At 69.8% G+C, this 26,218-nt stretch carries 27 protein-coding genes; 10 read left to right on the forward strand and 17 right to left on the reverse strand.

What is annotated here, in order from left to right; translation table 11 throughout:
- Positions 1 to 70: 70 nt before the first annotated feature.
- Positions 71 to 820 carry an LGFP repeat-containing protein gene (locus ACFXHE_RS11995; protein WP_379382344.1) on the forward strand — a complete coding sequence of 250 codons (750 nt, stop codon included), beginning with the start codon at positions 71 to 73 and terminating at the stop codon, positions 818 to 820.
- A 15-nt stretch (positions 821 to 835) separates the two neighbouring features.
- Here ACFXHE_RS11995 and holA read toward each other — a convergent pair whose 3' ends face one another.
- Entirely contained in the window at positions 836 to 1,804 is a 969-nt protein-coding gene (holA, locus tag ACFXHE_RS12000; protein ID WP_379382346.1) for a DNA polymerase III subunit delta, read from the reverse strand.
- Between the two features lie 164 nt (positions 1,805 to 1,968).
- Here holA and ACFXHE_RS12005 point away from each other — a divergent pair, with 164 nt between their 5' ends.
- Positions 1,969 to 2,757, forward strand: coding sequence for an alpha/beta fold hydrolase (locus ACFXHE_RS12005; RefSeq protein ID WP_379382348.1), 789 nt, complete (start codon positions 1,969 to 1,971; stop codon positions 2,755 to 2,757).
- Here the strand turns inward: ACFXHE_RS12005 and ACFXHE_RS12010 are convergent.
- From ACFXHE_RS12010 to ACFXHE_RS12055, 10 genes are all read right to left on the reverse strand, one after another.
- Positions 2,754 to 4,364: a ComEC/Rec2 family competence protein gene (locus tag ACFXHE_RS12010; RefSeq protein ID WP_379382350.1), complete on the reverse strand. Its 1,611-nt coding sequence runs from the start codon at positions 4,362 to 4,364 to the stop codon at positions 2,754 to 2,756. The two genes, ACFXHE_RS12005 and ACFXHE_RS12010, sit on opposite strands and share 4 nt — an antisense overlap.
- Before the next feature lie 253 nt (positions 4,365 to 4,617).
- Positions 4,618 to 5,700, reverse strand: a complete 1,083-nt coding sequence (locus ACFXHE_RS12015; RefSeq protein ID WP_379382351.1) for a ComEA family DNA-binding protein — start codon at positions 5,698 to 5,700, stop codon at positions 4,618 to 4,620.
- 102 nt (positions 5,701 to 5,802) lie between these two features.
- Positions 5,803 to 6,645, reverse strand: coding sequence for a DegV family protein (locus ACFXHE_RS12020; RefSeq protein ID WP_379382353.1), 843 nt, complete (start codon positions 6,643 to 6,645; stop codon positions 5,803 to 5,805).
- On the reverse strand, positions 6,642 to 7,415 hold the full coding sequence (gene octT / locus ACFXHE_RS12025) for a diglucosylglycerate octanoyltransferase (protein ID WP_379382354.1): 774 nt from the start codon (positions 7,413 to 7,415) through the stop codon (positions 6,642 to 6,644). Before octT ends, ACFXHE_RS12020 begins: the two co-directional genes overlap by 4 nt.
- A complete protein-coding gene (locus ACFXHE_RS12030) occupies positions 7,405 to 8,055 on the reverse strand; it encodes a histidine phosphatase family protein (protein WP_379382829.1) in 651 nt (216 codons plus the stop codon). The genes octT and ACFXHE_RS12030 overlap by 11 nt, the downstream gene beginning before the upstream one ends.
- A 5-nt stretch (positions 8,056 to 8,060) precedes the next feature.
- Complete coding sequence (gene rsfS, locus ACFXHE_RS12035) at positions 8,061 to 8,468, reverse strand: ribosome silencing factor (protein ID WP_379382356.1); 408 nt, start codon at positions 8,466 to 8,468, stop codon at positions 8,061 to 8,063.
- 25 nt (positions 8,469 to 8,493) lie between these two features.
- A complete protein-coding gene (gene nadD / locus ACFXHE_RS12040) occupies positions 8,494 to 9,126 on the reverse strand; it encodes a nicotinate-nucleotide adenylyltransferase (RefSeq protein WP_379382358.1) in 633 nt (210 codons plus the stop codon).
- A 72-nt stretch (positions 9,127 to 9,198) separates the two neighbouring features.
- The gene (locus tag ACFXHE_RS12045) at positions 9,199 to 10,647 is read right to left on the reverse strand and encodes a VWA domain-containing protein (RefSeq protein ID WP_379382831.1); all 1,449 of its coding nucleotides are present in this window, start codon (positions 10,645 to 10,647) and stop codon (positions 9,199 to 9,201) included.
- Between the two features lie 68 nt (positions 10,648 to 10,715).
- A complete protein-coding gene (locus ACFXHE_RS12050; RefSeq protein ID WP_379382360.1) occupies positions 10,716 to 11,600 on the reverse strand; it encodes an AAA family ATPase in 885 nt (294 codons plus the stop codon).
- 26 nt (positions 11,601 to 11,626) lie between these two features.
- Positions 11,627 to 12,895, reverse strand: a complete 1,269-nt coding sequence (locus ACFXHE_RS12055) for a glutamate-5-semialdehyde dehydrogenase (protein WP_379382362.1) — start codon at positions 12,893 to 12,895, stop codon at positions 11,627 to 11,629.
- A 60-nt stretch (positions 12,896 to 12,955) separates the two neighbouring features.
- On the opposite strand from ACFXHE_RS12055, the gene ACFXHE_RS12060 reads away from it, so the two are divergent.
- The 6 genes from ACFXHE_RS12060 (at position 12,956) to ACFXHE_RS12085 (ending at position 18,151) form a co-directional block, all read left to right on the forward strand.
- Positions 12,956 to 14,476 carry an MFS transporter gene (locus ACFXHE_RS12060; RefSeq protein WP_379382364.1) on the forward strand — a complete coding sequence of 507 codons (1,521 nt, stop codon included), beginning with the start codon at positions 12,956 to 12,958 and terminating at the stop codon, positions 14,474 to 14,476.
- Entirely contained in the window at positions 14,473 to 14,811 is a 339-nt protein-coding gene (locus ACFXHE_RS12065) for a GNAT family N-acetyltransferase (RefSeq protein WP_379382366.1), read from the forward strand. The genes ACFXHE_RS12060 and ACFXHE_RS12065 overlap by 4 nt, the downstream gene beginning before the upstream one ends.
- 24 nt (positions 14,812 to 14,835) lie before the next feature.
- Complete coding sequence (locus tag ACFXHE_RS12070; RefSeq protein WP_379382368.1) at positions 14,836 to 15,714, forward strand: ribokinase; 879 nt, start codon at positions 14,836 to 14,838, stop codon at positions 15,712 to 15,714.
- 32 nt (positions 15,715 to 15,746) lie between these two features.
- Positions 15,747 to 16,277 carry a PadR family transcriptional regulator gene (locus ACFXHE_RS12075; RefSeq protein ID WP_379382370.1) on the forward strand — a complete coding sequence of 177 codons (531 nt, stop codon included), beginning with the start codon at positions 15,747 to 15,749 and terminating at the stop codon, positions 16,275 to 16,277.
- A gap of 127 nt (positions 16,278 to 16,404) precedes the next feature.
- Complete coding sequence (locus tag ACFXHE_RS12080; protein ID WP_379382372.1) at positions 16,405 to 17,274, forward strand: SDR family oxidoreductase; 870 nt, start codon at positions 16,405 to 16,407, stop codon at positions 17,272 to 17,274.
- A 130-nt stretch (positions 17,275 to 17,404) separates the two neighbouring features.
- The gene (locus tag ACFXHE_RS12085; RefSeq protein ID WP_379382374.1) at positions 17,405 to 18,151 is read left to right on the forward strand and encodes a short-chain dehydrogenase/reductase; all 747 of its coding nucleotides are present in this window, start codon (positions 17,405 to 17,407) and stop codon (positions 18,149 to 18,151) included.
- Between the two features lie 3 nt (positions 18,152 to 18,154).
- Here the strand turns inward: ACFXHE_RS12085 and ACFXHE_RS12090 are convergent, their stop codons facing one another.
- Entirely contained in the window at positions 18,155 to 18,733 is a 579-nt protein-coding gene (locus tag ACFXHE_RS12090; RefSeq protein WP_379382375.1) for a TetR/AcrR family transcriptional regulator, read from the reverse strand.
- A gap of 115 nt (positions 18,734 to 18,848) precedes the next feature.
- Here ACFXHE_RS12090 and ACFXHE_RS12095 point away from each other — a divergent pair, with 115 nt between their 5' ends.
- Both ACFXHE_RS12095 and ACFXHE_RS12100 read left to right on the forward strand, forming a co-directional pair.
- Positions 18,849 to 20,588, forward strand: a complete 1,740-nt coding sequence (locus ACFXHE_RS12095) for a nitroreductase family deazaflavin-dependent oxidoreductase (RefSeq protein ID WP_379382377.1) — start codon at positions 18,849 to 18,851, stop codon at positions 20,586 to 20,588.
- A 145-nt stretch (positions 20,589 to 20,733) separates the two neighbouring features.
- On the forward strand, positions 20,734 to 21,606 hold the full coding sequence (locus tag ACFXHE_RS12100; protein ID WP_379382379.1) for a class I SAM-dependent methyltransferase: 873 nt from the start codon (positions 20,734 to 20,736) through the stop codon (positions 21,604 to 21,606).
- Here ACFXHE_RS12100 and ACFXHE_RS12105 read toward each other — a convergent pair.
- The 5 genes from ACFXHE_RS12105 to ACFXHE_RS12125 all read right to left on the reverse strand — a co-directional run bounded on the left by ACFXHE_RS12105 (position 21,579) and on the right by ACFXHE_RS12125 (position 26,202).
- Positions 21,579 to 22,610, reverse strand: a complete 1,032-nt coding sequence (locus ACFXHE_RS12105) for a zinc-binding dehydrogenase (protein ID WP_379382381.1) — start codon at positions 22,608 to 22,610, stop codon at positions 21,579 to 21,581. The two genes, ACFXHE_RS12100 and ACFXHE_RS12105, sit on opposite strands and share 28 nt — an antisense overlap.
- Positions 22,611 to 22,650: 40 nt before the next feature.
- Positions 22,651 to 23,529 (reverse strand): VOC family protein, encoded by an 879-nt coding sequence (locus tag ACFXHE_RS12110; protein WP_379382383.1) that lies wholly within the window; start codon positions 23,527 to 23,529, stop codon positions 22,651 to 22,653.
- Between the two features lie 28 nt (positions 23,530 to 23,557).
- The gene (locus ACFXHE_RS12115; protein ID WP_379382385.1) at positions 23,558 to 24,640 is read right to left on the reverse strand and encodes a 2Fe-2S iron-sulfur cluster-binding protein; all 1,083 of its coding nucleotides are present in this window, start codon (positions 24,638 to 24,640) and stop codon (positions 23,558 to 23,560) included.
- A 132-nt stretch (positions 24,641 to 24,772) separates the two neighbouring features.
- Complete coding sequence (locus tag ACFXHE_RS12120; protein ID WP_354834988.1) at positions 24,773 to 25,018, reverse strand: hypothetical protein; 246 nt, start codon at positions 25,016 to 25,018, stop codon at positions 24,773 to 24,775.
- A gap of 11 nt (positions 25,019 to 25,029) precedes the next feature.
- On the reverse strand, positions 25,030 to 26,202 hold the full coding sequence (locus ACFXHE_RS12125; RefSeq protein ID WP_379382387.1) for a Rieske 2Fe-2S domain-containing protein: 1,173 nt from the start codon (positions 26,200 to 26,202) through the stop codon (positions 25,030 to 25,032).
- Positions 26,203 to 26,218: the final 16 nt, after the last annotated feature.

A 26,218-nucleotide genomic window follows, 5' to 3' on the forward strand; every position in this document is an offset into this window, starting at 1 on the left:
CGCGCAGTTGGCAGCAGGATGGCCGCGAACCGTCGGGGGCTACCTGTAAACCTGCACTGGGAGAGATCTCTTGGCAACGCTGCGTCGTGACAACCGTTCGTCCTGGACCCGGGGCACGCTGGCCGTCAGCGTGGCCGCGGTCGCACTGACCACCGGAATGGGTGTGGCAACCGCGCGTCCCATCGGCCCGTTCGAGGTGGGCGGGGCCATCGAGGTCGAATACGACGGGGCGGGCGGACCGGACTTCTTCGGTGATCCCACCACTCCGGAGACCGACGCCACGGGCGGCGGCAAGAAGCAGGACTTCGTCAACAACGTCTCCATCTACTGGACCCCGGCTACCGACGCGCACGCCATCGGCGGCGCCATCCGCGACAAGTGGAAGGGCGCGGGCGCGGAGTCGGGCGCGCTGAAGTACCCGGTGGTGGACGAGGGCCAGACCTCGAAACCCGGCCGATTCCAGCACTTCCAGGGCGGCTCGATCTATTGGTCGGTGGGCGCCGGCACCCATGTGGTGAGCGGCGTGATCCGCGACAAGTACTCCGCGGTCGGCTGGGAGAGCAGCCCACTGGGCTTCCCCATCGCCGATGAGAACAAGACCAACAGCGCCACCACCCACGAGCAGCTGTTCGAGGGCGGGGCCGTCTACTCCACCCAGAAGACCGGGACCCATGTCGTGTGGGGCTCGATCCGCGACGAGTGGGTGCGCAATGGCGCCGAGAACGGCCGCTACGGCTACCCGACCAGCGACGAGTACGACTACCAGGGCGGCAAGGCCCAGGAGTTCCAGGGCGGCAAGATCACCTGGAAGCCGGAGTAGTCCCGGGCCTTCCCGCTACGAGGCGCTCTCGCGCAGGTCCAGAATGCGCGAGAGTGCGTGCTCCAGCGCATAATCCGCGTCGGCCGCCTGACCCTTGACGTCGGCATTGAGCGCGGCCACCACCTGCAGTGCCGCCCCGATGGACGCGCCGGTCCAGCCGCGCGCCTGGCCCTGCGCCTTCTTCACCTTCCACGGCGGCATCCCCAGATCACCCGCCATCTTGAACGGGTCGCCGCGCCCGGCCGAGCCGACCCGGGCGATGGTGTGCACCGAATCCGCGAGGGCGTCCGCGAGCAGGACCGCCGGGACACCGCGATCGATGGCCCAGCGCAGCGCCTCCATGGCGGCGGGCCGATCCCCCGACACGGCCAGATCGGCGACATCGAACCCGGTCACCTCGGCCTTGCCCGAGTAGTACTGCCGCACCGCCGCGAGATCCACCTTGCCGCCGGTGTCGGCCGCCAATTGCGAACTGGCGGCGGCGAGTTCGCGCAGGTCCGAGCCCACGGCCTCGATGATGGCCTGCACCACGTCCGCCGGCACCCGCACATTGGCGGCCCGGAACTCGTTGCGCACGAACTCGACCCGCTCCCCAGCCTTGGTCAGCTTCGCGCAGTCGTGCACCACCGCACCCAGCTTCTGCAGGGCCGGCGCCAGCGCCTTGGCGCGCCCGCCCCCGCTGTGCAGCACCACCAGCACCACGCCCTCGGGTGGCGCCGACGCCGCATCCTGGATGACCGCGACCGCGTCCTTGCCCGCCTCGGCCGCCGACTCCAGCACGATCACCCGATCCTCGGCGAACAGCGAAGGACTCAGCAGCTCGGCCAATTCCGCTGTGCTGGCATCCCCCGCCCGGAGCCGATCCACCGGCAGCGCATCCGCCGAGCCGGCCCGGGCCTGCGCGGTAATTCCCGCCACCGCCCGCTCGATCAGCAATTCCTCTTCACCGAGCACGAGATGCAGGGGCGCGGGTCGCTGGTTCACGCCCCGATCCTACGAGTCCGCTCCGACAACCCCTGCATCCCGCACCCGGTCAGCACTGGTACACAAATGTATGACACACACGTCTTATTCATACGTCTTGCACAAATGTCTAATCATCGGTTAGGGTCGAGCTCAGCACACCGGAACAAGGATCGGAGCAGACAATGACCGCACGCACCGCTACCCGCAGCAACTTCGACATCGACGGCCGCGGACTGTCCTACGTGGATTTCGGGCGTACCGGCCGGACCGTCATCGCGCTGCACGGGCACATGTCCGACGGCGAGAGCTTCGCCGATCTGGCCACGCGGCTGTCCGCGGGGTGGCGGCTCGTCGCGCTCGACCAGCGCGGCCACGGCCACTCCGATCGCGCCGCCGACTACACCCGCGACGGCTACCTCGCCGACATCCTGGCCCTGCTCGACCACCTCGGCCTGGAACGCGCTGTGCTGCTGGGTCATTCGCTCGGCGGCATCAACGCCTACCAGTTCGCGGCCCGCCACCCGGAGCGGGTGGCGGCGATCATCGATATCGACGCACCCGCCGCGCTCGGCCTCGACGGCCACAACCCGCTGGGCTTCCTGGCCGGACTCCCCTACGAAGCGGCGACCCGTGAGCAGCTGATCGAGGCCATGGGCCCGATGGCCGCGCACTTCGGGGCGCTGGTTCACGAGCGTGCCGACGGCTCCTGGAGCCTGCCCTTCCACCCCCTCGACATCGTCGCCTCCGAGGACCTGGTGCACGGCGACCACTGGTCGGACTGGGTCGCCGGCACCTGCCCGGCCCTGCTCATCCGTGCCGCGCACGGCGTCATCCCCGCCGACATGGCCGCGGCCATGCGCGACCGGCGCCCGGGCACCTGCATGGTCGAACTCGATACCGACCACTTCGTCTACGCCAACGACCCCGCCGGTTTCGCCGACGCCGTCAACGAGTTCCTGAGCTCCCTCTAGCCGGACGGCGAGTCCTCGTCTCGCCCCGGCCGAGGCGGCACCGATCCCGGTACGGCGTCCGGATCCGCCCGCGAGCGGCTCGGGTGCAGAGCCGCGATCACCAAGGCGCACACCACCGTTGCGACCAGACCTGAACGCAGACCGGTCGGTAGTGAGACCGAGGCTCCCAGGGCGGCGGCTCGGTCGGAGACCGTGAGCAGCCACCACAGCGGTGGTGCGGTGCAGTGCATGACCGCCGCGGCGAGGGGCGACCACACACAGGCGAGCAGCGCACCCAGCGCGCCGAGGATGGTGATGGGCGCGATCACCGGTTCGACCAGCATGTTCACCACGATCGCGACCAGGCTGAGGTGGCCGGTCATGGCGATGACCAGCGGCGTGGTGACCACGAAGGCCGCGGCCGCCACCGCGAAGGAGTCGGCGGGGATCCGCCACCAGCCATGGGCGCGAAGCCAATCCGACCAGCCCGGGGCGATCACGATCAGTCCCGCGGTGGCCAGCACCGACAGGGCGAATCCCGCGTCCACCGCGAGACCCGGTGACCAGGCCAGCAATCCGATGATGGCGGTGCACAGGGCGGGTAGGGCCTGCTTACGGCGGCCCGTGCACAGAGCCAGTAGCGCAATGGCTCCCATGACGGCGGCACGCAGGACACTGGGCGATGGGCGGGCCAGGATCACGAACATGACCAGAGCCGCACCCGCGGCCACCGCGCCGACCCGTGGATCCACTGTGAGGGTGCGCATCGAAACCAGCACGGCCCCAAGCAAAATCGTCACATTGGCCCCGCTGACGGCCGTCAAATGCGTCAAATCGGACTCACGGAAGTTCTCCTGGACATGGTCGGTGAGGGTCGAGGTGTCGCCGATGACCAGGCCCGGGAGCAGGCCGGCGGCATCGTCGGAGAGCGCGCAGTGAGCGGAGGTCGCGAAGTCGCCGCGCACCTGCCCGGCAAGGCGCTGCCACCAGGGCGGGGTGCTCACCGAGGTGGGAGCGGCCTCCGCCCGCAGGATGGCGACCGTCATGTCCGGACGCCACGGACGGGCCACGCGGGCAGAGAATTCCACCCGCTGGCCGGGCAGCAGCGTCCGCCACCCCGCCGCCGGCGCCATCACCAGCACCGATCCACCGGAATGCACAATCCGTCCACCCAACCGGTAATCCACCAGCCCGGCCCGCACCATCACCTTCGGCCCGCCGAACGGCCTGGCGGACACCCGCTTCGGATCATCGGTCAGCTCCACCACCGCCACCAGCCGCTGCCCGGCCCGCACCGCCCGCAACGGATGCGTCTGCACCCGATGCGCATGCCACGCCCCCGCCACCCCGAACCCCGCCCCGATCACCAAGGCCCCCAGCACCACCCACGCCACCCCGCTCCCCCGCCCCGCCCGCACCCGCCGAATCGCCCACGCCGCCACACACATCCCCACCAGCCCACACCCGGCCGCCACCCCGACCCCGGCCCGCCACCCCGCCACCAGCGGCGCCACCGTCGCGCCCCAACCACATACCGCCGCTGGAACCAGCCGCGCATCCAGCACCTCGGGTATTTCGACGGGCCCGCGATCCCCCGCATCAACGCGGTCAGTCGCCCCCGTTGTCATCGCCACCGCCCCGGCTCTGACCGCAGCTTCGCTACCGGCGCCATTCCACTCCCGGGCGCGGATCGTCCACCGGCGGCGCAATCGTTGCGCCCCAACAACTCTGCGAGAATGCCCTGCTCGGCGCAGGCCCTCGCCCGCCGGCCCCGATGAGCGCCCGCACACCTCGCTGTCCGAGTCGTGCTCGCGCCCTCCGACTCGGCTTTCCGGCAACCGGTGCGACTGTGCTGGTGCGCGGCAAGGCGATTCACGATGGTCATATCGTCACCCGGTCGCGGAGGCGGTTGAGGCGGGAGTGGCCTATGCCCTCGATTTCGGAGAGTTGGTCGATGGAGGTGAAGCGGCCGTGGCGGGTGCGCCAGGTGAGGATGGCGCGGGCGGTGACGGGGCCTACGCCGGGGAGGGTGTCGAGGTCGGATTCGGTGGCGGTGTTGAGGTTCACCTTCACGGGGAGAGCGGTGGAGCGGGGTGGGCCGGAGGGTGGGGGTGAGTTCGCCGGGGGGTGGGCGGAATTCACGATGGTGGTTCCGACCTGCTGGGTGGTGGGGCGGGGTGTGGTGCGGCCGACGATGATCTGATCGCCGTCGGTGAGGGGCTGGGCGAGGTTGAGGGTGGAGAGGTCGGCTTCGGGACGGGGAGCGGCGACGCGGAGGGCGTCGGCTATCCGGGCTCCGGCGGGGAAGCGCCGAAGCCCGCCGTGCTCGACGAGACCGACGACGCTGATGACAAGCTCGCCCGGGGCGGCAGCAGCCCCCGGAGCGCCGGTTGCCGTGGTAGCGAGCGGAATTCGATCCGGCTGCGAGGCGGCGGGCCGCGACGCGGGCGGCTGGGCCGCACCCGGCGCGGGCGTGGCTGTGACCGTCGCGGCGGAGGCGACGGCGGCTTCGGGTGCGGCACCGTCCTGGTCGGCGGGCGCGGTTTCGCTGAGCGCGGCGATGGGTGGGACCGGTTGGGAGACCGGCTTTTCGCGCAGGGTGACGTAGCCGGCGAAGAGGATGGCCAGGATGCCGAGGGCGGCGATGACGAGGACACCGCGCGGGCCCGGATCCCAGCGGGTGCCGCGGAAACGTTCGGGGACCAGGCGTTCGTGCCACAGGGACACGCTGCCGCAAGGCTCGGACAGCCAGTCCGGCGAGGATCCGCCGGGATGCCCATCAGCGCCTCGGCGATCAGGGTCGATGAGCTGGTCGAGCGAGTCCTCGTCCCAGCGGCCGGGATGTGGACGGCCGGAGGCGAATTCCGCCGGGTCGGCGGTGACCTCGGCCGGGCCGGGACGTGGGTCGGGGGCGGTGCGGGCGTTGAGACGCTGCAGCGGGGTACGTTCGTCGAGTCGTGGCATGCAGCTCACGGTAGGAGCGACGACGACCCCGGCCGCCTACGCGACCTGGGCTTTCAGCCGACCTGTGGATAGCGAATTACGTTGTGGACAACGCCGTTTCCGCTAGCCGCAGCCGCCCGGCACCACCAGCGCGCCGACCGCGCCCACACCCAGGTGCACCCCCAGGGTGGGGCCGAATTCGGCGATGATGACCTCCCGGATACCGGGAATCAGATCCCGCAGCTGACCGGCGATGGTGTTGGCGGCCTCCTCGGCCCCGAGATGCTGGACCGCAATCGCCGCCCCGTCCTCGCCGGCCGCATCCACTACGGCCGCAACGAGTTTGGTGAACGCCTTGGAGCGCGTGCGGGCCTTCTCGCGCAGTTCCAGCCGCCCGTTCACGATCTGGATGATCGGTTTGGTGACCAGCTCGGTGCCGAAGAACGCCGCGGCCGTGCTCAGCCGCCCGCCCCGCCGCAGCTGCTCGGTCCGGTTGACGACGATGAACGCGCGCCCGCGGCTGGCCGCCGCCACCGCCGAGTCGTACACGACATCGAGCGGCTCGCCCGCCCGTGCCCGGCGCGCCGCCGCCAGCACCGGCAGCCCCGTCCCCAGCCCGGCGCTCAGCGAGTCCACCAGCCGGATCCGATCGGCGGCATCCATGTCCCGCACGGCCTGCCGCCCGGCCTCCCAGGTGCCCGACAGCTGCCGCGAGATGTGCACGGCCACTACGCCGTCGCCGTCGGACAGCTCCAGCGCCCGCTCGTAGACGCTGCGCAGATCACCCGGCGAGGCGGCCGAGGTGGTGACCTGGGAGGAGCCGTAGTCGATGTCGCAGTCGTCGATCCCCTCCCGAATCTCGCGATCGTCGACCAGCACGTGCAGCGGCACGGCCAGCACACCAAGATCAGCCGTGAGGCCGGCCGGCAGGCTGGCCGACGAGTCGGTCACCACCACCACGGTCATGCAGTGTGTACCTCGTCGGCCGTGGCCTCGGTCAGCACCTTCACCATGGCCCGCGCGACCGCGCTGTGGCCCTCCCAGCCCCAGTGGATGCCGTCCGGGTTGGCGGGGCCGTTGAACACGTTGTCGCGCACGGCGTCCCCGAGATCCACCAGCGGCACCGCGTGCTCGGCGGCCCAGGCCGACACGGCCCGCACCATGGGCTCGCGCCCGGTGTGCACCCCGGCGTAGGCCTCGCACTTGTGCACCGAGGGCAGCACCGCCACGAACGGCAGCTCGGGCCGCAGCTGGGCCAGCGAGTGCCGCGACTGCTCCAGGTAGTCCACGCTCACCGCGGGCGGCAGCGCCACCGGCCAGCCCAGCGGGGACAGCCTGGGCTGCACCCAGTTGTAGGCCTCGCGCACCCGCCGGCGTACCGAGGACGGCCGCACGTAGCGGATCAGCTCGCGCAGCGCGGTCGGCAGCGGCGAGGGCAGCGAGTCCATGCCGCCGGTCGCGAACACCACGGCCCCGGCCCGCGGCACCGCGGCCCAGATGCGCGGGTCGCCGATCAGCGCCCAGTAGGCGTCACGGCAGGTCCAGCCGATGCGGGCCACCAGTTCGACGTCCCAGTCCAGCTCGGCGGCAACGAGATTGGGCCAGATGCCGGGATGGTCGGCGGGCAGCCCGCCCTTGGGACCGAAGTAGGACAGCGAGTCCGCCACCACCACCAGCACCTTGCGCTGCGGCGAACCGTCCTGCGCCGGTTGGGCGTTCGGACTCTCAGATGACATCAGGGGCTACCTTCGCGACCGCGTTCCACACATCCAGGCGCCAGCCGGGCTTGTTTATGCCGGGACCGTGGCTGGTCAGCTGCACCCAGCTGGTATTGGCCAGGCCGCCCAGGGCCGGCCAGTTCGCCTCGGGCAGGTCGAGCAGGGCCGCGGTCAGCGCCGCGATCAGCCCGCCGTGCGCAACCAGCATGATGGTACGGCCGGGCCAGTCCTCCCGCGCGGCGAAGAGTTCCGTCACCACGGGCAGCGCTCGCGCGCCCACCTCGAGCTTGGATTCGCCGCCGGGCGGGGTGAAGCGGGCATCGAGCCGCCACGCCTTGCGGGCGCCCGGGTACTCGGCGTCGACCTGGTGGTGGTCCAGGCCCTCCCAGTCCCCGAGGTTGGTCTCGCGCAGGCGCTCGTCGGTGACGACCGGCATGGCCGCGCATTCGGCGACGGCGAGCGCGGTGTCGTGGGCGCGCTTGAGATCGGAGGAGACGATGGCGATCAGGTCGCTGGTCGCCATGTCGGGCGCGCAGTCCTTGGCCTGGCGTCTGCCGATGTCATCGAGTTCGGTGTCGATCTGGCCCTGCATGCGGTCGCCGGCGTTCCATTCGGTCTGTCCGTGCCGCAGCAGAATCAACCGGCGGACGCCGGCCATCTTGCTCACTCGTCGTCCCCGCCCTTGTCTTCCTCGGTCGTCGCGCGCGGATCGCCGATGCCGTCGACCGGCACCGCCGGGCAGTCCTTCCACAGGCGCTCGAGGCCGTAGAAGTCGCGTTCGTCCTCGTGCTGGACGTGGACCACGATCTCGACGTAGTCCAGCAGCGCCCAGCGGCCCTCCCGGGTGCCCTCGCGGCGCACCGGCTTGTATCCGGCCTCGCGCAGCTTGTCCTCGATATTGTCGACGATCGCGTTGACCTGGCGCTCGTTGGGCGCGGACGCGATGACGAAGCAGTCGGTGATGACCAGCTGCTCGGAGACATCCAGCACGACCACGTCGGCGGCCAGTTTCTCGTCGGCGGCCCGTGCGGCCACCGTCGCCATCGAGACGGCTTCTGCCGATGCTGTCACCCTGCTACCTCTTCCCTGCGCACTTTCACCATGCACTGTCTTGCGGCACGTACAGGTGCCGTTTCGATATGTATTGGACGACCCCGTCCGGGACGAGGTACCAGACCGGCCGGCCCTCCCCCGCCCGTCGCCGGCATTCGCTCGACGAGATGGCCAGGGCCGGGATCTCGATCATCGTGACCGTGCCCTCCGGGTAGTCGCGGAGGTGGTCGGCGAGATGGTCGATATTCAATTCGTACCCCGGACGGGTCACGCCGACGAATTTCGCCAGCTCGAACAGTTCCGACCAATCCTGCCACGTCAGGATGCTGGCCAGCGCGTCCGCTCCGGTGATGAAGTACAGATCCGCGTCCGGGTGGAGTTCGGCCAGGTCGCGCAGGGTGTCGACGGTGTAGGTCTCCTTGCCGCGGTCCACGTCGACGCGGCTCACCTGGAACCGGGGATTGGACGCGGTCGCGATGACCGTCATCAGATACCGGTCCTCGGCCGGGCTAACCGCGCGATCGCCCTTCTGCCACGGCTGACCGGTCGGGACGAAAATCACCTCGTCCAGGTCGAACCGATTCGCGACCTCGCTGGCCGCGACCAGGTGCCCGTGGTGGATGGGGTCGAAGGTGCCGCCCATCACGCCCAGCTTGCGGCGGCCGTTCGTATGCACGAAAAGCGAGCTTACCGGGGGCGATTGCGCCACCCCCGCACCGGCGGGGCTCAGCCGGCCGGCCATCCGGATTCAGACCGGCAGCAGGCGGCCCACGAGGGCGGTCAGCTGGCGGGCCGAACGGCATTCGTGCATCTCGATGATGCCGGCGTAGCGGTCGGCGGCGGAATCGCCGGTGCCCCACATCTTCTCGGCCTCGGGGTTGAGCCAGTAGGCGTGCTTGGCGGTGTCGACCAGCTGCCGGAGGGTGTCCAGCGCCGGGTCGCGGTAGTTGGTGCGGGCGTCGCCGAGAATGAGCAGGGAGGTGCGGCTGGTGACGGCGTCGGGGAACCGCTCGGCGAAACCCTCCAGGGCCGAGCCGTAGTCGGAGTGGCCCTCGATGCCGACGACCTCGGCTTCGGCGAAGATGCGGCGGGTCAGCTGATCCAGCGGGGTGGCCGCGTCGAACAGCTGGGTGACCTCGTCGACGCGGTCCACGAAGGCGAAGATGCGGACCCGGGAGAACTGCTCGCGCAGGGCGTTCACCAGCAGCATGGTGAAGCTGGAGAAGCCCGCGACCGAGCCCGAGATATCGCACAGCAGGACGAGATCGGGGCGGCCGGGACGCGGCTTGCGGGTGACGAGATTCACTGGGACGCCGCCGGTGGACATGGATTTGCGCATGGTCTTGCGCAGATCGATCTCGCCACGGCGGGCGCGGCGGCGGCGCGCGGCCAGGCGGGAAGCCAGGACCCGGGCCAGGCGCTGGCTGCTGCGGCGCAGTTCGTCCAGTTCGGTCTGGGAGATGCGCAGGAAGTCGGCATCCTCGGCCTGCCGGGCGACGCCGTAGGTGGCGACGCGCTCACGGCCGATGCGCTCGGCCACCCGGCGGCGGGTCTCGGCTTCGACGGTGCTGCGGAAGTCCTTGATGCGGCCGCGGGCCGTGCGGCGGGCGACCTCGGTGTCGAAGTCCGAATTGTCCATGCCCTGGGCGAGACCGGCGAGAATCCTGCTCACCAGCAGTTCCGGCTGGAGATCCTTCAGCGTCTGGTAGGCGGAGAAGGACGGCCCGCCCGCCGCCTGGTACTGGCCCATCTGGTCGACCATCTGCGCGGCCAGCGCCTGCAACTGCTGCGCCTGCTCGCCCGACGGGTCCTGGATCAGCAACTCCGCCAGCATCTTCCGCAGTTCGAGGATGTCGACCGAGCCGTCCGGTTTGATCGGCAGCTCCACCTCTTCGGCCCCGATCCGCTCCCCCAGCGCGGCCGGGAACCACAGGTCGAACATGCCGTCGAAGGTGGCGCGCTGGGTGGTGCGGCGCAGCAGCGCGCAGGCCAGGCCCTCGCGCAGCGCCTCCCGGTCCATGAGGTCCAGGACGGTGAGAACCTGTCCGGCGTCCACGGTTTCGGACGGCCCGACCGGAATCCCCCGGCCGCGCAACGCCTCCACGAAGCCGACCAGATGCCCGGGCAGGCCGTGTTCGGCCGTCGGTCCCGGCACCTGCACCGGCTTGGCCGGCGTACCGCCCGAGATCGCCCGCATGGCGGCCGAAACCAGCCCGCGCGGCGAGTTCTCCTTGCCCTTCGAGGGCTCCGACGCCCCGGCCACGATCAGGCCAGCTTCAGCTCGGACTGCGCACGCACATGATCGGCCTGGTGTTTCAGCACCACTCCGAGCGTGGCCCGCACGGTCTTGTCGTCGAGATCCTTTGCGCCCAAGGCCAGGAGCGTGCGCGCCCAGTCGATGGACTCCGCGACCGACGGCAGCTTCTTGAGCTGCATGCCGCGCAGCACGTGCACGATCCGCACCAGCTGCGCCGCCACCGCGGGCTTCAGCTCCGGCACCCGGCTGGCCAGGATGCGGCGCTCGAGCTCCTCGTCGGGGAAGTCGATGTGCAGGTAGAGGCAGCGTCGCTTGAGCGCCTCGGACAGCTCGCGGGTGGCATTGGAGGTGAGCACCACGAACGGCTTGCGGGTCGCGCTGATGGTGCCCAGTTCCGGCACGGTGACCGAGAAGTCGCTCAGTACCTCGAGCAGCAGGCCCTCGATCTCGACGTCGGCCTTGTCGGTCTCGTCGATGAGCAGCACGGTCGGCTCGTCGCGCCGGATGGCGGTGAGCAGCGGGCGTTCCAGCAGGAACTCCTCGGTGAAGACGTCGGCCTTGGTTTCGGCCCAGTCGTTCTCCGAGGACGCCTGGATGCGCAGGATCTGCTTGGCGTGGTTCCACTCGTAGAGCGCCCGCGCCTCGTCCACGCCCTCGTAGCACTGCAGCCGCACCAGTTCCGCACCCGCGACCTGCGCGACGGCCTTGGACAGCTCGGTCTTGCCGACACCCGCCGGCCCCTCGATGAGCAGCGGCTTGCCGAGCCGGTCGGCGAGGAAAACCGAAGTGGCGGTGGCCTTGTCGGCCAGGTAGCCGGTGCGGGCCAGCCGCTCGATCACATCGTCGACCGACGAGAAGATCGGCTCCTGGTTGGGTGCGGTGGTGGGAGCCACGGCGGTCCTTTCGTATCCAGCGGGTGCTAGACGGGGCGAATCTGCCCGTCGCCCCACACAATCCACTTGGTGGAGGTTAGTTCGGGCAGGCCCATGGGCCCGCGGGCGTGCAGCTTCTGGGTCGAAATGCCGATCTCCGCACCGAATCCGAACTGCTCGCCGTCGGTGAAGGCGGTCGAGGCGTTGACCATGACGGCGGCGGCGTCGACGCGGGCGGTGAACTCGCGGGCGGCCTTCAGGTCGGCGGTCACGATGGCCTCGGTATGGCCGGTGCCCCACTCGTTGATGTGCTCGACGGCCGCGTCGAGATCGTCGACGACCTTCAAAGCGATGTCCAGGGACAGGTATTCGTCGGCCCAGTCGGTGTCGGTGGCGGGCACCAGACCCGGCAGGTCGCCGTGGATGGTGACGCCCTTGTCTTCGAGGGCCTTGATCATGCGCGGCACCGCGGTCTCGGCGATGGCCCGGTCGATCAGCACCGTCTCGGCGGTATTGCACACCGAGGGCCGGCGGGTCTTGGCGTTGATCAGGATGGACTCGGCCATATCCAGATCGGCGTCCCGGTGGACGAATACGTGGCAGTTGCCGGTGCCGGTCTCGATGGTCGGCACCAGCGCGTCACGCACCACCGCATTGATCAGGCCCGCGCCGCCGCGCGGGATCACCACGTCCACCAGGCCGCGCGCCTGGATCAGGTGGGTGACGCTGGAGCGGTCCTCCGCCGGGAGCAGCTGCACCGCGTCGGCCGGAAGCCCCTGCGCGGCAAGCGCTTCCCGCAGCACCCGGACCAATGCCGCATTGGACTTCGCCGCCGAGGACGAGCCGCGCAGCAGCGCCGCATTGCCCGACTTCAGCGCCAGCCCGAAGGCGTCGACGGTGACATTCGGCCGCGCCTCGTACACCATGCCCACCACGCCCAGCGGCACCCGCACCTGGCGGATTTCGAGACCGTTGGGCAGCGTCGACCCGCGCACCACGTCGCCGACCGGATCCGGCAGCCCGGCCACCTGCCGCAGCCCCGAGGAGATGCCGTCGACGCGGGCCTCGGTCAGCCGCAGCCGATCCAGCAGCGACTCGGCGGTACCGCCCGCCCGGGCGATCTCGATGTCCTCGGCGTTGGCGGCGAGGACCGCGTCCTTGGCCGCGAGCAGCGCGTCGGCCGCGGCGTGCAGCGCGGCGTCCTTCTGCGCGGTGGTGAGCTGAGCGAGCGTCCGCGACGCCACCCGAGCCCGGCGCGCCGAGTCGTGCACCACCTCGCGGACGGCGTCCCGATCTGTGGTCGTGGGAGCAGTCATAAGGACAGATTACTGATGACGATCTGCCGCCGGTCGGGGGCAGGTTGTTACCGTGAGCGCATGACGGCGAGCATCCGGTTGTCCTCGGGCACCGGCCGATGGGTTCTACTGGCCACCGTCCTCGGTTCGGGGATGGCCATGCTTGACGCGACCGTCGTGAATGTGGCGCTGCCGCGGATCGGTGACGAGTTCGGCGCATCGATGGCGGGACTGCAGTGGACGGTCAACGCGTACACGCTGACGCTGGCCGGGTTGATCCTGCTGGGCGGGTCGCTGGGTGACCGGTACGGGCGGCGGCGGGTGTTCCTGATCGGGGTGGTGTGGTTCGCCGTCGCCTCCGCATTGTGCGGTGCGGCGCAAGACATTTCGATGCTCATCGCGGCACGGGCCCTGCAGGGTGTAGGCGGTGCGCTGCTGACGCCCGGCTCACTGGCCATCATTCAGGCCTCGTTCCGGCCCGAGGAGCGGGCGCGCGCGGTCGGGGCCTGGTCCGGGCTGGGTGGCGTGGCCGGCGCCATCGGGCCGTTCCTGGGCGGCTGGCTGGTGGAGGCGGCCGGCTGGCGGTGGGTGTTCCTGCTCAATATCCCGCTGGCCGCGGCGGTGGTGGCGGTGACGGTCCGGCATGTGCCCGAGACCCGCGATGCCGAGGCGCACGGGAGGTTCGACGTGCTCGGCGCGGTGCTGGCGGCCTTGTGCCTGGCCGGGATCACCTACGCCCTGACCATGGCGCCCGAGCACGGTACGAGTCGAATCCTGGTGTGGGGCAGCGCGATCGCGGGCGTCGCCGCGGGTACGGGATTCGTGGTGGTGGAGCGGCGGCGGTCGCGCGACGGCCAGGATCCCGCGGCCATGCTGCCCGTCGCCGTGTTCGCCTCCAAGCAGTTCACCGCGATCAATGTGGTCACCTTCGTCATGTACGGGGCCATGAGCGTGGTCTTCTTCCTGCTGGTGCTGACCCTGCAGGTGGTGGCCGGATTCACTCCGATCGCCGCGGGCACGGCCATGCTGCCGGTCACCGTTCTGATGCTGCTGTTCTCGGCCCGCTCCGGCGCGCTGGCCCAGCGCATCGGACCCCGCTGGCCGATCACCGTCGGTGTGCTGCTCGCCGCGACGGGCATGCTGCTGATGACCCGCATCGGCATCCACACCTCCTACCTGGTCGATGTGCTGCCCGCCGCAGTGGTTTTCGGCTTCGGCCTGACGCTGGCGGTGGCGCCGCTGACCGCGACCGTCCTCGCCACCGCCGACGAACGCCATGCGGGCGTGGCCAGCGGCGTCAACAATGCGGTCGCCCGCGCCGCGGGTCTGCTGGGCGTGGCGGCCATTCCGCCCCTGGCCGGACTCACCGGTGCGGCGTACACCAATCCGCCCGACTTCGCCCACGGCTTCCACCTGGCCATCCTCACCTGCGCCATCCTCATGATCGCGGCCGCGGCCCTGGCCTTCTTCACCGTCCGCGACGACGCCCTCCGCACCGCCCCGCCCTCGTGTGAACCGGAGTGCCGCACCTTCTCCGCCGTCGCCAGCCCGCCCCTCGAACCCGACCACCACACCGCCCCGACTGGAAGCGAGCCCTCATGACCACGCCCGAGCCGACCATCACCCAGGTCACCGACACCGTCCCCCAGTATTTCGCCATCAAGGTCGGCGATACCCGCGCCGGCCTGACCGCCTACGTCGATCAAGGCCGCCAGCGCATCTTCTTCCACACCGAGATCGACGAGGCCTTCGCCGGTCAGGGCCTGGCCTCCACACTCATCAGCGCCGCACTCACCGCCACCCGAGCCGCCGGCAAGCGCATCGTCCCCATCTGCCCCTTCGTCAAGGCCTACGTCGAAAAACACCACGACTTCGACGACATCCTCGACCCCGTCACCCCGGAGGCCACGTCCATCGTCGAATCCGCCCTCGGCTGAGCCGCCTGAACTACGGTCCGGACCATGGCGCGAATTGCGGTGGTGGGCAGCACCAATATGGATCTGGTGACGACCGTGCGGCGGCGGCCGGAGGCCGGGGAGACGGTGGCCGGGGACGGGTTCGCGCTGGTTCCGGGTGGGAAGGGGTCGAATCAGGCGATCGCGGCGCGGCGGGCGGGGGCCGAGGTCGAGTTCGTGGGGGCGGTCGGCGGGGATGTGTTCGCCGACGCGCTGCGGAAGGTGTTGCATGAGGGCGGGGTTGGGGTCTCACGGCTGCGCGAGGTCGAGGGGCCCAGTGGGATCGCGACGATCGTGGTGGACCGGAACGGCGAGAACACCATCATCGTGGTGGCGGGAGCCAATGGGCGGATGACGGAATTGGCGGCGGCGGACCTGGATACGATCGCCTCCGCGGATGTGCTCATGTGCCAGTTGGAGATTCCGATTCCCACGGTGCTCGCGGCCGCCCGGCACGCGCGGGCCAATGGCACCACGGTGGTGCTGAATCCCTCACCGGTGCAAGAGCTTCCGGACGAGTTGTGGGCCGAGGTCGACGTCGCGGTCGTCAATGAAGGTGAGGCGGCTCGATTGGCCTCCGCGCTCGCCGACGTGCCGCACGTCATCACGACGCTGGGCGGCGCGGGGGCGAGCTATCGCGGTCCCGACGCTGTCGAGCTCTCCCATCCGGGGATTCGCGTGCAGGTCGTGGACACCACCGGTGCGGGCGACACCTTCACCGGGGCGCTGGCCGCGCACTGGCACGAAGGCCCCGCCACCGCCCTGGCCTGGGCCTGTACCGCGGGGGCGCTGGCCACGACGAAACTGGGTGCCAGCGCCTCGATTCCGGAGTCGGCGGAGGTCGAGCGCGTGCTCGCGGCACCGGGGCGCGATAGCCAGGTGTGATGATGTGGTGAGGGTCTACGAAAGGGTGTGCCATGTCGCTGCGGCACGGGTTGCTGGGGTTGCTGGCGGAGGGTCCGGCCAGCGGATACGACCTGGCCCAGCGATTCCAGGAGGCGTTGGGGCCGGTGTGGCCGGCGCGGCATCCGAAGATCTATGCCGAGCTCGGGCGGCTGGCGGAGGCCGGAATGATCGAGCTGGACAGCGAAGGGGCGCGGGGGCGCAAGGCGTACCGGATCACCGAGGCCGGGCTGGCCGAGGTGCGGCGGTGGCTGGTCGAGGACGAGGTCGATCACACCCTGCGGTTGGAACCGCTGCTGCGGTCTTTCTTCTTCTGGCTGATGGAGCCGAAGGATCTGGGCGAGCACCTGGATCGCGAGGGGCGGTTCTTCAGCGATACCGCGGCCATGTACCGCGAACTGGCCATGGCCAAGGACCGCGGCGAGTTCGGCGCCGATCCGCACGACAGGTCCAAGCGGATCGCCGTCGAGGCGGGCATCCGGTTGTACGAGGCGCTGGCCGAATGGGCCGAATGGGCGCGCGACGAGATCGACGAGGATCGGTAAACACCTAGGCCGCACCGGGATTCGAATCGATCGGGATACTCGCGACATTGACATGTACCTTGGGACATGTACTCTTGTTCATGTACCCGGGTATGCGTATCAACCGCGATTCGATCCGAGGCTTCACATGACAACAGCCACCAACGCACGCGCGATCCTGCTCACCGGCGCGGGCGGCGGCATCGGCCGTGCCTGCGCACTGACACTGGCCGCCAAGGGATTCCACGTCTACGCCGGGGTCCGCACCCCGACACCGGACCTGGACGCCACCGGCATCACCCAGCTCACGCTCGATGTCACCGATTCCGCGAGCGTCGCGGAAGCCGCCGGACAGGTGGCGAAACACCAAGACGGACAGGGCCTTCACGCCCTGATCAACAATGCGGGCGTACTCGTCCAGGGCCCGGCCGAACTGGTGCCGATCCCCGAGTGGCACCGGCAATTCGAAGTCAATGTGCACGGTCCGGTGCGCGTCACCCAGACATTTCTGCCCCTGCTGCGTGCGGGCGGCGGCCGGATCGTGAATATCAGCGCGGCCAGCGCCCGGGTCGCTTTCCCCTTCCTCGGCCCCATCGGCGCGAGCAAGGCCGCGCTGGAGTCGTATTCGGAATCACTGCGCGTCGAACTGGCCCCGTGGCGCATTCCGGTATCGGTCGTGCAGCTCGGCGCCATGCGCACGGAGATCTTCGCCAAGTCCGCCGCCGCGGCCGAAGCCACACTGGCACAGGCGGATCCGCAGACCGCGGGACTGTACGAGCGCCAGCTCACCGCCTTCGAGCGGGCGGCGGCCGGGCAGCGCTGTGCGCCGGTCGATGTGGCGGCTTCCGCCATCACCCGCGCGGTCGAGGCACGCAAGCCGAAGGCGTTCTATGTAGCGGGATCCGATGCACGACTCGCGGTCTTGTTGTCGCATATCCCGGCAAGGCTGCGCGACAGGGTATTCCAGCGCGTGCTCGGCTTGTCGGGCATCGGGCCCACCGCCGCCGCGACGACGTAGCGGGCACCGGGAACAGATGGCGGCGATCCGCCTTTTCCATCAACGTGGACATTCGACCAAAAAGTTGAACCCGACGAATGTCCGCACCGTTTGACATCGGCATCGGACACGAGATTCAGGAGATGGGCCAATGGATTTGAGACTGGGCGGCAGAACCGCGCTCGTGACCGGCGCGTCGGCGGGCATCGGCGCGGAGATCGCGCGGGTACTCGCCGCGGAGGGCTGCCACCTGCATCTGGCCGCCCGCAACGAGGAGCGGCTGGACGAGATTGCCGAGCGGCTGCGCGCCGAGTACGGGGTGCACGTGCGCTCCCACCCGGTGGACCTGCGGTCGGCCGAGGATCTCACCGGGCTGGCGGACGCGGCCGGCGCGCCGGACATCCTGGTCAACAATGCCGGCGACATTCCGGCCGGACCCCTGGCGGCGGTCGACGCCGAAACCTGGCGGCACGCGTGGGAGCTCAAGGTCTTCGGCTACATCGACCTGAGCCGCCGTGTCTACGCGGACATGAAGCAGCGCGGTGGCGGCGTCATCGTGAACGTCATCGGTTCGGCGGGCGAGCGGCCCGATGCCGAGTACATCGCGGGCAGCACCGGCAATGCGGCGCTCATGGCGTTCACCCGCGCGCTGGGCAGCCGCAGCTGGCGCGACGGCATCCGGGTGGTCGGCATCAATCCGGGCCCGGTGGCCACCTCGCGCATCACCACACTCATCGAGACCAATGCCCGCTTCGCCGAGATGGCGGCGGACTTCCCCTTCGGCCGCCCGGCCCATCCGCGTGAAATCGCCGATATGGCAGCGTTTCTCGCCTCGGATCGGTCCGGCTACACCACCGGCACCATCGTCACCATCGACGGCGGCCTGAGCCTGATCTGAGGCTCAGGCGACCGAGGTCGTCCTGCCCGTGTGCAGGGCGACCAGGTCGGCCATCTGCTGGCCGGCCCGTTCCAGGGGTGCGGTCGAGCGGGTCGCCAGCGACATGACGACCGCGCCCTCGACCGCCGCGATGATGGTGGTCGCCAGGGAGCGGGCAGTGGCGGGTTCCACGGCCTCGGCCTCGAGCCGGTCGGCGAGGATGCCCTCCCACTCGCCGAAGGTCTCCCCCGCCACGTCGGCCGCCTCGGGCGATTCCGAGCGGCCGAGGGCCGCGGCCACGATCGGGCAGCCCGCGGTGAAGTCGCTCGAGACCAGCACGTCACGCCACAGAGCCGGGAAGGCGGCGATGGCGCCGGCCAGATCGGTGCCGGCGGTGACGGTTCGCATGAGTGCGCTGGTGGCCTGTCCGGCGGTCCGGGTGGCCTCGGCGACCAGTTCGGATTTGCCGCCCGGGAAGTTCAGGTAGATGGACCGGCGGGAGATGCCGCTGTGCTCGAGCAGCTGCGCGATGCCGGTCCCGGCGATGCCATTGCACCGCATCAGGGCGATGGCGCTGTCGATGAGGCGGTCGCGGGCACCCATGGACGGTTCCTCCTTGCTCTATACCGATCGGTGTACTACCGTTTTCGGATATACCGATTGGTCTACTCAGTGTAGTCCGCCGCTCAACTCTTCGACGAGGAATCGGGGCCACACCATGCCGTCAGCATCCACCGCGCGACAGTCGACCCTGCACGATCCCCTGCCGCTGGCCAGCGGTCAGGTGCTACCCAATCGGATCATGAAGTCCGCCCTGAGCGAAGGGCTGGCCAACGGCGACAATGCCCCCGACGCGCGGCTGGAACGACTGTACGGCCACTGGAGCCGCGGCGGCTACGGCCTCATCGTCACCGGCAATGTCGTGGTCGACCGCCGCCACTGCGGCGAACCCGGCAATGTGGCCATCGAGGACGAGCGGCATCTGGAGGCCCTCACCCGCTGGGCCAAGGTCGCCAAGGACGGCGGCGCGAAGGTCTGGGTGCAGCTGAATCATCCCGGACGGCAGGCCAATCCGATCGTCACCCGCACCCGCGCGGTCGCACCCTCGGCCATTGCCATGGGCATCCCCGGCGTGCCCGCCCCGCGTGAGCTGACCGAGGACGAGATCCTCGACATCATCGCCCGCTTCGGCCGCGCCGCCAGGGTCGCCGAGGCCGCCGGATTCGACGGGGTCCAGATCCACGGCGCGCACGGCTATCTGGTCTCGCAGTTCCTGTCCCCGCTGTCGAATCAGCGCACCGACGGCTGGGGCGGCGACGCCGAGCGGCGGCGGCAATTCGTCGTCGAGGTGGCGCGCAGCATCCGCGCGGCGGTGAGCCCGGGCTTCGGGCTGGGCATCAAACTCAATTCGGCCGACTTCCAGCGCGGCGGCTTCACCGAGGACGAGTCGCGCACGGTCATCGAGGAGCTGTCCGGCGAGCAGGTGGACCTGTTCGAAATCAGCGGCGGCAGTTACGAATCCCCCGCCATGATGGGCCGGCCGCGCACGGCCTCGGCCAGCACCCGCGCCCGCGAGGCGTACTTCCTGGACTACGCCGAGACCGCCCGGCAGGCCGCGGGCTCGGTCCCGATCGCGGTGACCGGCGGTTTCCGCTCCCGCGCCGCCATGTCCGACGCGCTGGCCGGCGGCACCTGCGACCTGGTCGGCCTGGGCCGTCCCACGGCCGTGATCCCGAGCGCCGCAGCCGATCTGCTCACCGAGCGCACCGATGCGCTGCGCCCTCCGCACATCTCGCTGGGCCTGCCCCCGCGCCTGGCCGCCAATAGCGGCCTGAAGTCCTTCGACGGCGCGCTCGACCTGCAGTGGCACACCGATCAGCTGCACCGGCTCGGCGCGGGCAAGGATCCCGATCCGGACCGCTCGCCCTGGCTGACGGCGGTGACCATGCTGCGCCGCAACGGCTTCGACGCCTTCCGCAGCAAGCGATCCGCCGCCCCGCGCACCGCCGACGCGCGCACCACCGCCGACCGGGCGGCCCGCAAGTTCCGCACCGAGCGCGCCCTGGGCCGCTACGTGATGAACCCGACCGTCCGCGCCCTGGACCGGATCGGCATCCGCACCGCCTTCGCCAGCGAGATCGAAACCGTCGGCCGCAAGTCCGGGCAGCCGCGCCGCGTGCCGGTGTCGCTGCTGTTCGACGACGAGGGCGCGTGGGCCATCTGCCAGCACGGCCTGCGGTCGGGCTGGGGCCTGAACCTCACGGCGAACCCGAATGTCCGTGTCCGCCAGGGTGATAACTGGCGCACCGGCACCGCTGCGCTGCTCCCCGACGACGATGTGGTGGCCCGCGCCCGCACCTTCGCCCCGCATCCGGCGCTGGCCCCGTTCACCCGCGGCTTCTTCGCGGCGCTGGAGAGCGATCCGGTGACGGTCCGGATCACCTTCACCGATCGATAGTCCGACGGCATTTCGCCGTAATCGGGAATTCATTTCCGTGTGATATGGTGAAAGCGAAATCGAATTCTCCTGTCTACCATCGGGTCTCGCGGTAGCGATTACCGATAATGGGCTGCCGAGCATCCTTACGTGGAGGGAGAATTCGATGGACAACGGCTCGACGGACAACAGGGGCCCGAGCCGGACCGCGATGATGGCGGCGGCCGGGCGCGCCGCGCATCTGATCGTGGATCGCCCACCACATCTGTTCCAGGACACCGTGGCCGAGACGCTGCTGGGCGAGCGGGCCGCCGAACTCATCTCCTATCACCGGGAGTCCGGCGATCACCCGGTGCTCAGCGGCACCAGATCCCAGGTCAGCGCCCGCAGCCACTACACCGAGGCCCGGCTGGCGGCCGGCGAGTTCGAGCAGTACGTGATCCTCGGCGCGGGCCTGGACACCTTCGCCTACCGCTCGCCCCTGGCGGGGCGGGTCGCGGTCTACGAGGTGGACCATCCCGCCACCCAGGCGTGGAAGCGGGAATTGCTCGCCGCCGCCGGAATCGGCGTCGCCACGGTCGAATTCGTCGGCGTCGATTTCGAACGCGACGACCTGGCCGCGGAATCGACCGCGCACGGCTTCGACCCGAATCGGCCCGCCCTGGTGAGCTGGCTGGGCGTCACCATGTATCTGACCGAATCGGCGATCGGCGCCACCCTGGACACGCTGTCGGGCTGGGCGCCCGGCACCGAATTGGTGATGGAATACGCGCTGCTGCCGGAGCTGCGCGACGAATCCGGCCGTGTCTTCGCCGAATTCGCGCTCGCCGCCACCGCCGAACAGGGTGAGCCGCTGCTCAGCTTCTTCTCACCCGAGGCCGTGACAGCGCTGCTCGATCGGCACGGATTCACTGTGTCCGAACATATTTCGCAGCACACCGCCGTCGACGCCGCCCTCTGGCAGCGCGCGGACGGCCTGCACCCGGTCGACTTCTGCCGGCTGGTGCGCGCTCACATTCCGGGACGGACCAGGATCTGAATGTGATCGTCGGGATTGCGCAGTGACTCGATGGCGCCCGCGACCCCGTCCAGGCCCACCTGATCGGTGATGAGCGAGGCGGCGTCCACGGTGCCATCGGCGATGCGGCGCAGGGTCTTCGCGTACTCCTCGTGCGGGTACACCATGCACATCTGGAGCGAGATGTCCTTGTAGATGCCGACGATGGGCCGGATGACATCGTCGGTCATGACCGCGCCGATCTGCAGGATGGCCGTCTCACGCGGGACCTTGTACATGAGGTCGTTGAGCAGTCCCGGCACCGAGGCGCACACCCACACGTGCAGCTTCTGCCCCGGCGCGGACAGCTCCTGCCACACCTCGACCGGATCCTCGACGGCCGGATCCACCACCCGGTGCGCGCCCAGCCGCAGCGCGGCCTCCCGGCGCAGCTTCGACGGATCCGAGGCCACGACGGGTGCGACGCCGCGCTCGGCCAGCGCGGCCACCGCACCCAGACCGACCGGCCCGCAACCGATCACGATCCCGGTCCCGTCCGGCCCGATGCCGGTGCGCGCCACATTGCCGAACCCGACCGCCAGCGGCTCGGTCAGGGCGGCGACATGCGGCGGCACCTGATCGGGAATGGGCTCGAGCGCCATGGCCTGCAACACCATGCGCTCGCCGAAGCCGCCCGGGAACTCGTTGGAGTATCCGACTCCGTGGATCCCGCCCGCGGCATCCAGCGCCCAGGGCAGCGCGACCACGTGCTGCCCCGGCACGAACGGCGTGTCCGGTCCGGCGCCGATGACCCGGGCGGCCAGCTCGTGGCCCAGCACCAGGTCCCGGTGCGGATCGAACAGGAAGGTCGGCACGCCGCTCTCGCGCGAGGCCTGCAGGAACTCGTCGGTGTGGTCGAGCGCCTGCCTGTCGGATCCGCAGATCCCGCAGGCGATGGTCTCGACCAGCACCTGCCCGGGTCCGGGGACCGGTTCGGGCACCTCGTCGACCACGAGTTTCCGATTCCGCATGACTACCGCACGCATGTCACTGTCCTTCCGTGCCGGGAGCGCGGGTGCGGGTGGGTCAGCCCCTAGCCCACTCGTGGCCCCAGTAGCTGTCGGCGGTCATCTCCTCGGCGACGTAGTCGTCGCCGACGAGCATGCCCTCGCAACCGAATTCGAGATCCCAGTTGCCCGGCGTGCGGACGTAGAAGGAGATCATCTTGTCGTTGGTGTGGCGGCCCAGCGTGGAGGACAGGTGGTAGCCCGCCTTGTTCACGCGGTCCAGGGCGCGGCCCACATCGTCGAGCGAGTCCACCTCGATCATGACGTGCACGATTCCCGGGCCGTCCGGGCGCGAACCCGGGATGAGCGCCAGGCTGTGGTGGCGGGCATTGACGCCCATGAAGCGGATCCAGATCGGATGCTCGGGCGGACCCACCCGGAACGAGCCGCGGGAGGCGAAGCCCAGCACCTCGGTGTAGAACTTGCGAGCCTCTTCGATATCGCGCACCGGCAGCACCACGTGGCCCAGACCCAGGTCCCCGGTGACGAACCGATTGCCGAACTTGCCGACCACCGGGCTGTGGTCCAGCAGCGGGCCGTGGAAGACCTCGATGGTGAACCCGGACGGATCGACGAAGGCGATGGCCTCCTCGACGTGCCGGTTGGCGGCCTCGGCGAGCGTCAACGTGGTGACCGCGACGCCGGCCTTCTCCAGGATCTCGCGCACCAGCTCGAGCGAGCGCCGGTCGGCGACCTGCCAGCCGACGGCGATGACCGCGTCACGGTCGCCGGGCACCAGCTCGAGCCGGTAGGTGTGCTCGTCGACGCGCAGGTACACCGAATCGGCGTTCGGGCCGGAGCCCTCGGCGAAACCGATGGTGTCGAAGGCGAATGCGCGCCAGGCGTCCACATCGGCGATCTGGGCGCGCACGTAGCCGAGCGAGGCGAAGGCAGCCATGGTGATACTCCTCGGGAGATTCGGGATATCAGGAATAGGTGACGGTGACGTCGTCGGTGACGGGAACGGCCTGGCAGGCGAGCACATAGCCGTCGGCGATGTCCTCCTCCTCCAGGATTTCATTGCGGCGCATGCTCACCTCGCCGGAGACCACCCGGCACACGCAGGCGCTGCACGCGCCCTCCTTGCACGAGTACGGGGCGTCCAGGCCCTTGGCGAGCAGGGTGTCGAGCAGGGTCTGCTGCCGCGGCCAGGTCAGCTCGTGGTTCTCGCCGTCGAGCTCGACCCGCGCGAGGGCGGCGTCACCGTCGTCGGCCACCACCTCGGTTGCGGCCGTGTCGATCTCGAACGGGTTGCCCGACAGCGAGACGAACTTCTCCGAGTGGACGCGCTTGCGGTCCGCGCCGAGCTCGGCCATGGCCGACGCGACCGCGTCCATGAACGGACCGGGACCGCAGACGAAAACCTCCCGGCCCGCCCATGGACGCGCCATCGCGGCCAGACCGGCCACGCGCGGCAAGCCCTGCACCGACTGCAGCCAGTGCAGCACCAGGAGCCGATCCGGGTGCGCGGCAGTCAGTTCCGCGAGCTCCTCGGCGAAGATAACCGAATTCTCGTGCTGGTTGGCGTAAATCAGCGTGCAGTGGCCGGAGCCCTGTGCCAGCACGGATTTCAGGATGGACAGTACCGGCGTGACACCGCTGCCGCCGGCGAACAGCAGCAGGTCGGTGTCCAGCGAATCCGGGGTGAAGATGCCGGCGGGCGGCAGCACGTCCAGGGTCAGGCCCTCGGTGGCGTTGTCGCACAGCCAGTTCGAGCCGTAGCCGTCGACGGTCCGCTTCACGGTCACCTTCAGCGGACCGCCCTCGTGCGGCGCGCTCGACAGGGAGTAGCAGCGGCTCACCGACCCGGTGAGATCGCTCGGGATGCGCAGGGTCAGGAACTGTCCCGGACGATACGAGAACCGGTCGGCGTGCGCGGCGTCCGGCGCCAGCTCGAGCGACACCGCGTCGGCCGTCTCGCGCACCACGCGCACGATCCGCACCGATGTGATCCCGCTCACCTGCGCGGCTTCCACAGCCGCGTCCACCTCGAAGTCCGTGACCGTCATCCGTTCCACCAGTTCCATTCCTGTGCTGTCAGTTTCGACCCCGTCCCGGAGGGGTATCCGCTACTCGGGGCCGACCGCCGACGATGTCGGGAGGCCCACCCGGAGGACGCCGACCGCAGCCGGCGACTCCACTCAGGCCAGAGTTCGCCCGCGAGTGCGCACGTCCACGTCACGCGTGCTGACGGTCAATGCACCCGAGGCGACGGCCTCGTCGATGCTGGCCCGCAGCGCCGGGCACGTGTGAGCTCGCAGCCCGGTGTCCGCGAGTTCCGTGCAGGCGGCCTGGGCGTCCCTGTTCCACTGCACGCTGGTGTGCTGGTCGCTGTACTTCTCCACCAGCACGCAGGTCCCGCAGGACCGGCACGAAACCTTGTCCATGGCAGCGTCTCTCAGCCCTGCGCCACTGCGCCGGAGACGTTGCTCGCAACGGCGGCTTCGCGCTTGGCGATATTGTCGGCGACCTCGGCCTCCCACGCGGTGACCGCGCGGGTGGTGTCCACCTCGTACTCGAAGCGGTCGGTCATCTCGTCCTTGACCTCGGCCGTGTCCACGTAGAACTGCTCGTACCAGCGACGCAGCTGGTAGACCGGCCCGTCCTCCTCGCACAGCAGCGGATTGTTGATGCGCGACTTGCGCTTCCAGATGGCCGCGTCCTGCTCGAAGCCCTTGCCCAGGCCGCCCACGAACTTCTCGGCGATCTCCTGCGCCTGCGCGGCGGGCACGCCCTCCGGCTTCTTGGCGATCGCGCCGTACATGAGCACGAACTGGCTCTCGTTGATCGGGTAGTGGCAGTTGATCAGGTAACCCTCGACGACCAGCCCGTTCGGGCTCTCGCTCTTGAGGTAGTCGATCATGTAGGAGGGCCCGTAGTAGGAGGCCTCCGACTGCAGGACGTTCTTGCCGCCCAGCGCCTTGGCGGTCTCGCCCATCATGTCCTCACGCGACACGGAGGTCATGTACTGGCTGGCGGTGTGGCCCTCGAAGACGTTCTTGAAGAAGGTCGGGAAGCCGTAGTGCACGTAGAAGAAGTGCGCCATGTCCACGACATTGTCGACGACCTCGCGGCAGTTGGCGTCGACGATCATCGAGTTCCAGGTCCAGTCGGTCCACTCGTCGTCGAAGGCGGCGTCGATGCGCGGGATCGCCAGCTCGGCCGGCGGCTGCTTGCCCTCCGGGTCGTTCCAGACGAACAGCATCTTGTTCTCGACCATGGTCGGCCACGCCTTGGTGCGGGCCAGCGGGGGCACGCGGCGCGCGTACGGGATGCCGGTGCACTTGCCCTTGCCGTTCCAGCGCCAGTCGTGGAACGGGCAGGCGATGGAGTCGCCCTTGACGGTGCCGTCGGCCAGGTTGCCGCCCATGTGGGGGCAGTACGCGTTGAGCACGTTGAGGGTGCCGTCCTCGGCCGCGAACACCACGATCTCGGTGCCGAAAGCCTTGACGGTGTGCGGCTTTCCATCGCGGAAGGAGTCGGCCAGGCCCAGGCAGTGCCAGCCGCGCGCGAATCGCGCCGGGGGCTTGCCCGCGTCGATGACCCGCACCTCACCGTCCATGGTGGTCATGTGAATTCCTCTCCCT

Origin of the sequence: Nocardia sp. NPDC059229, assembly GCF_042754165.1 — a bacterium.
Lineage (GTDB): Bacteria > Actinomycetota > Actinomycetes > Mycobacteriales > Mycobacteriaceae > Nocardia.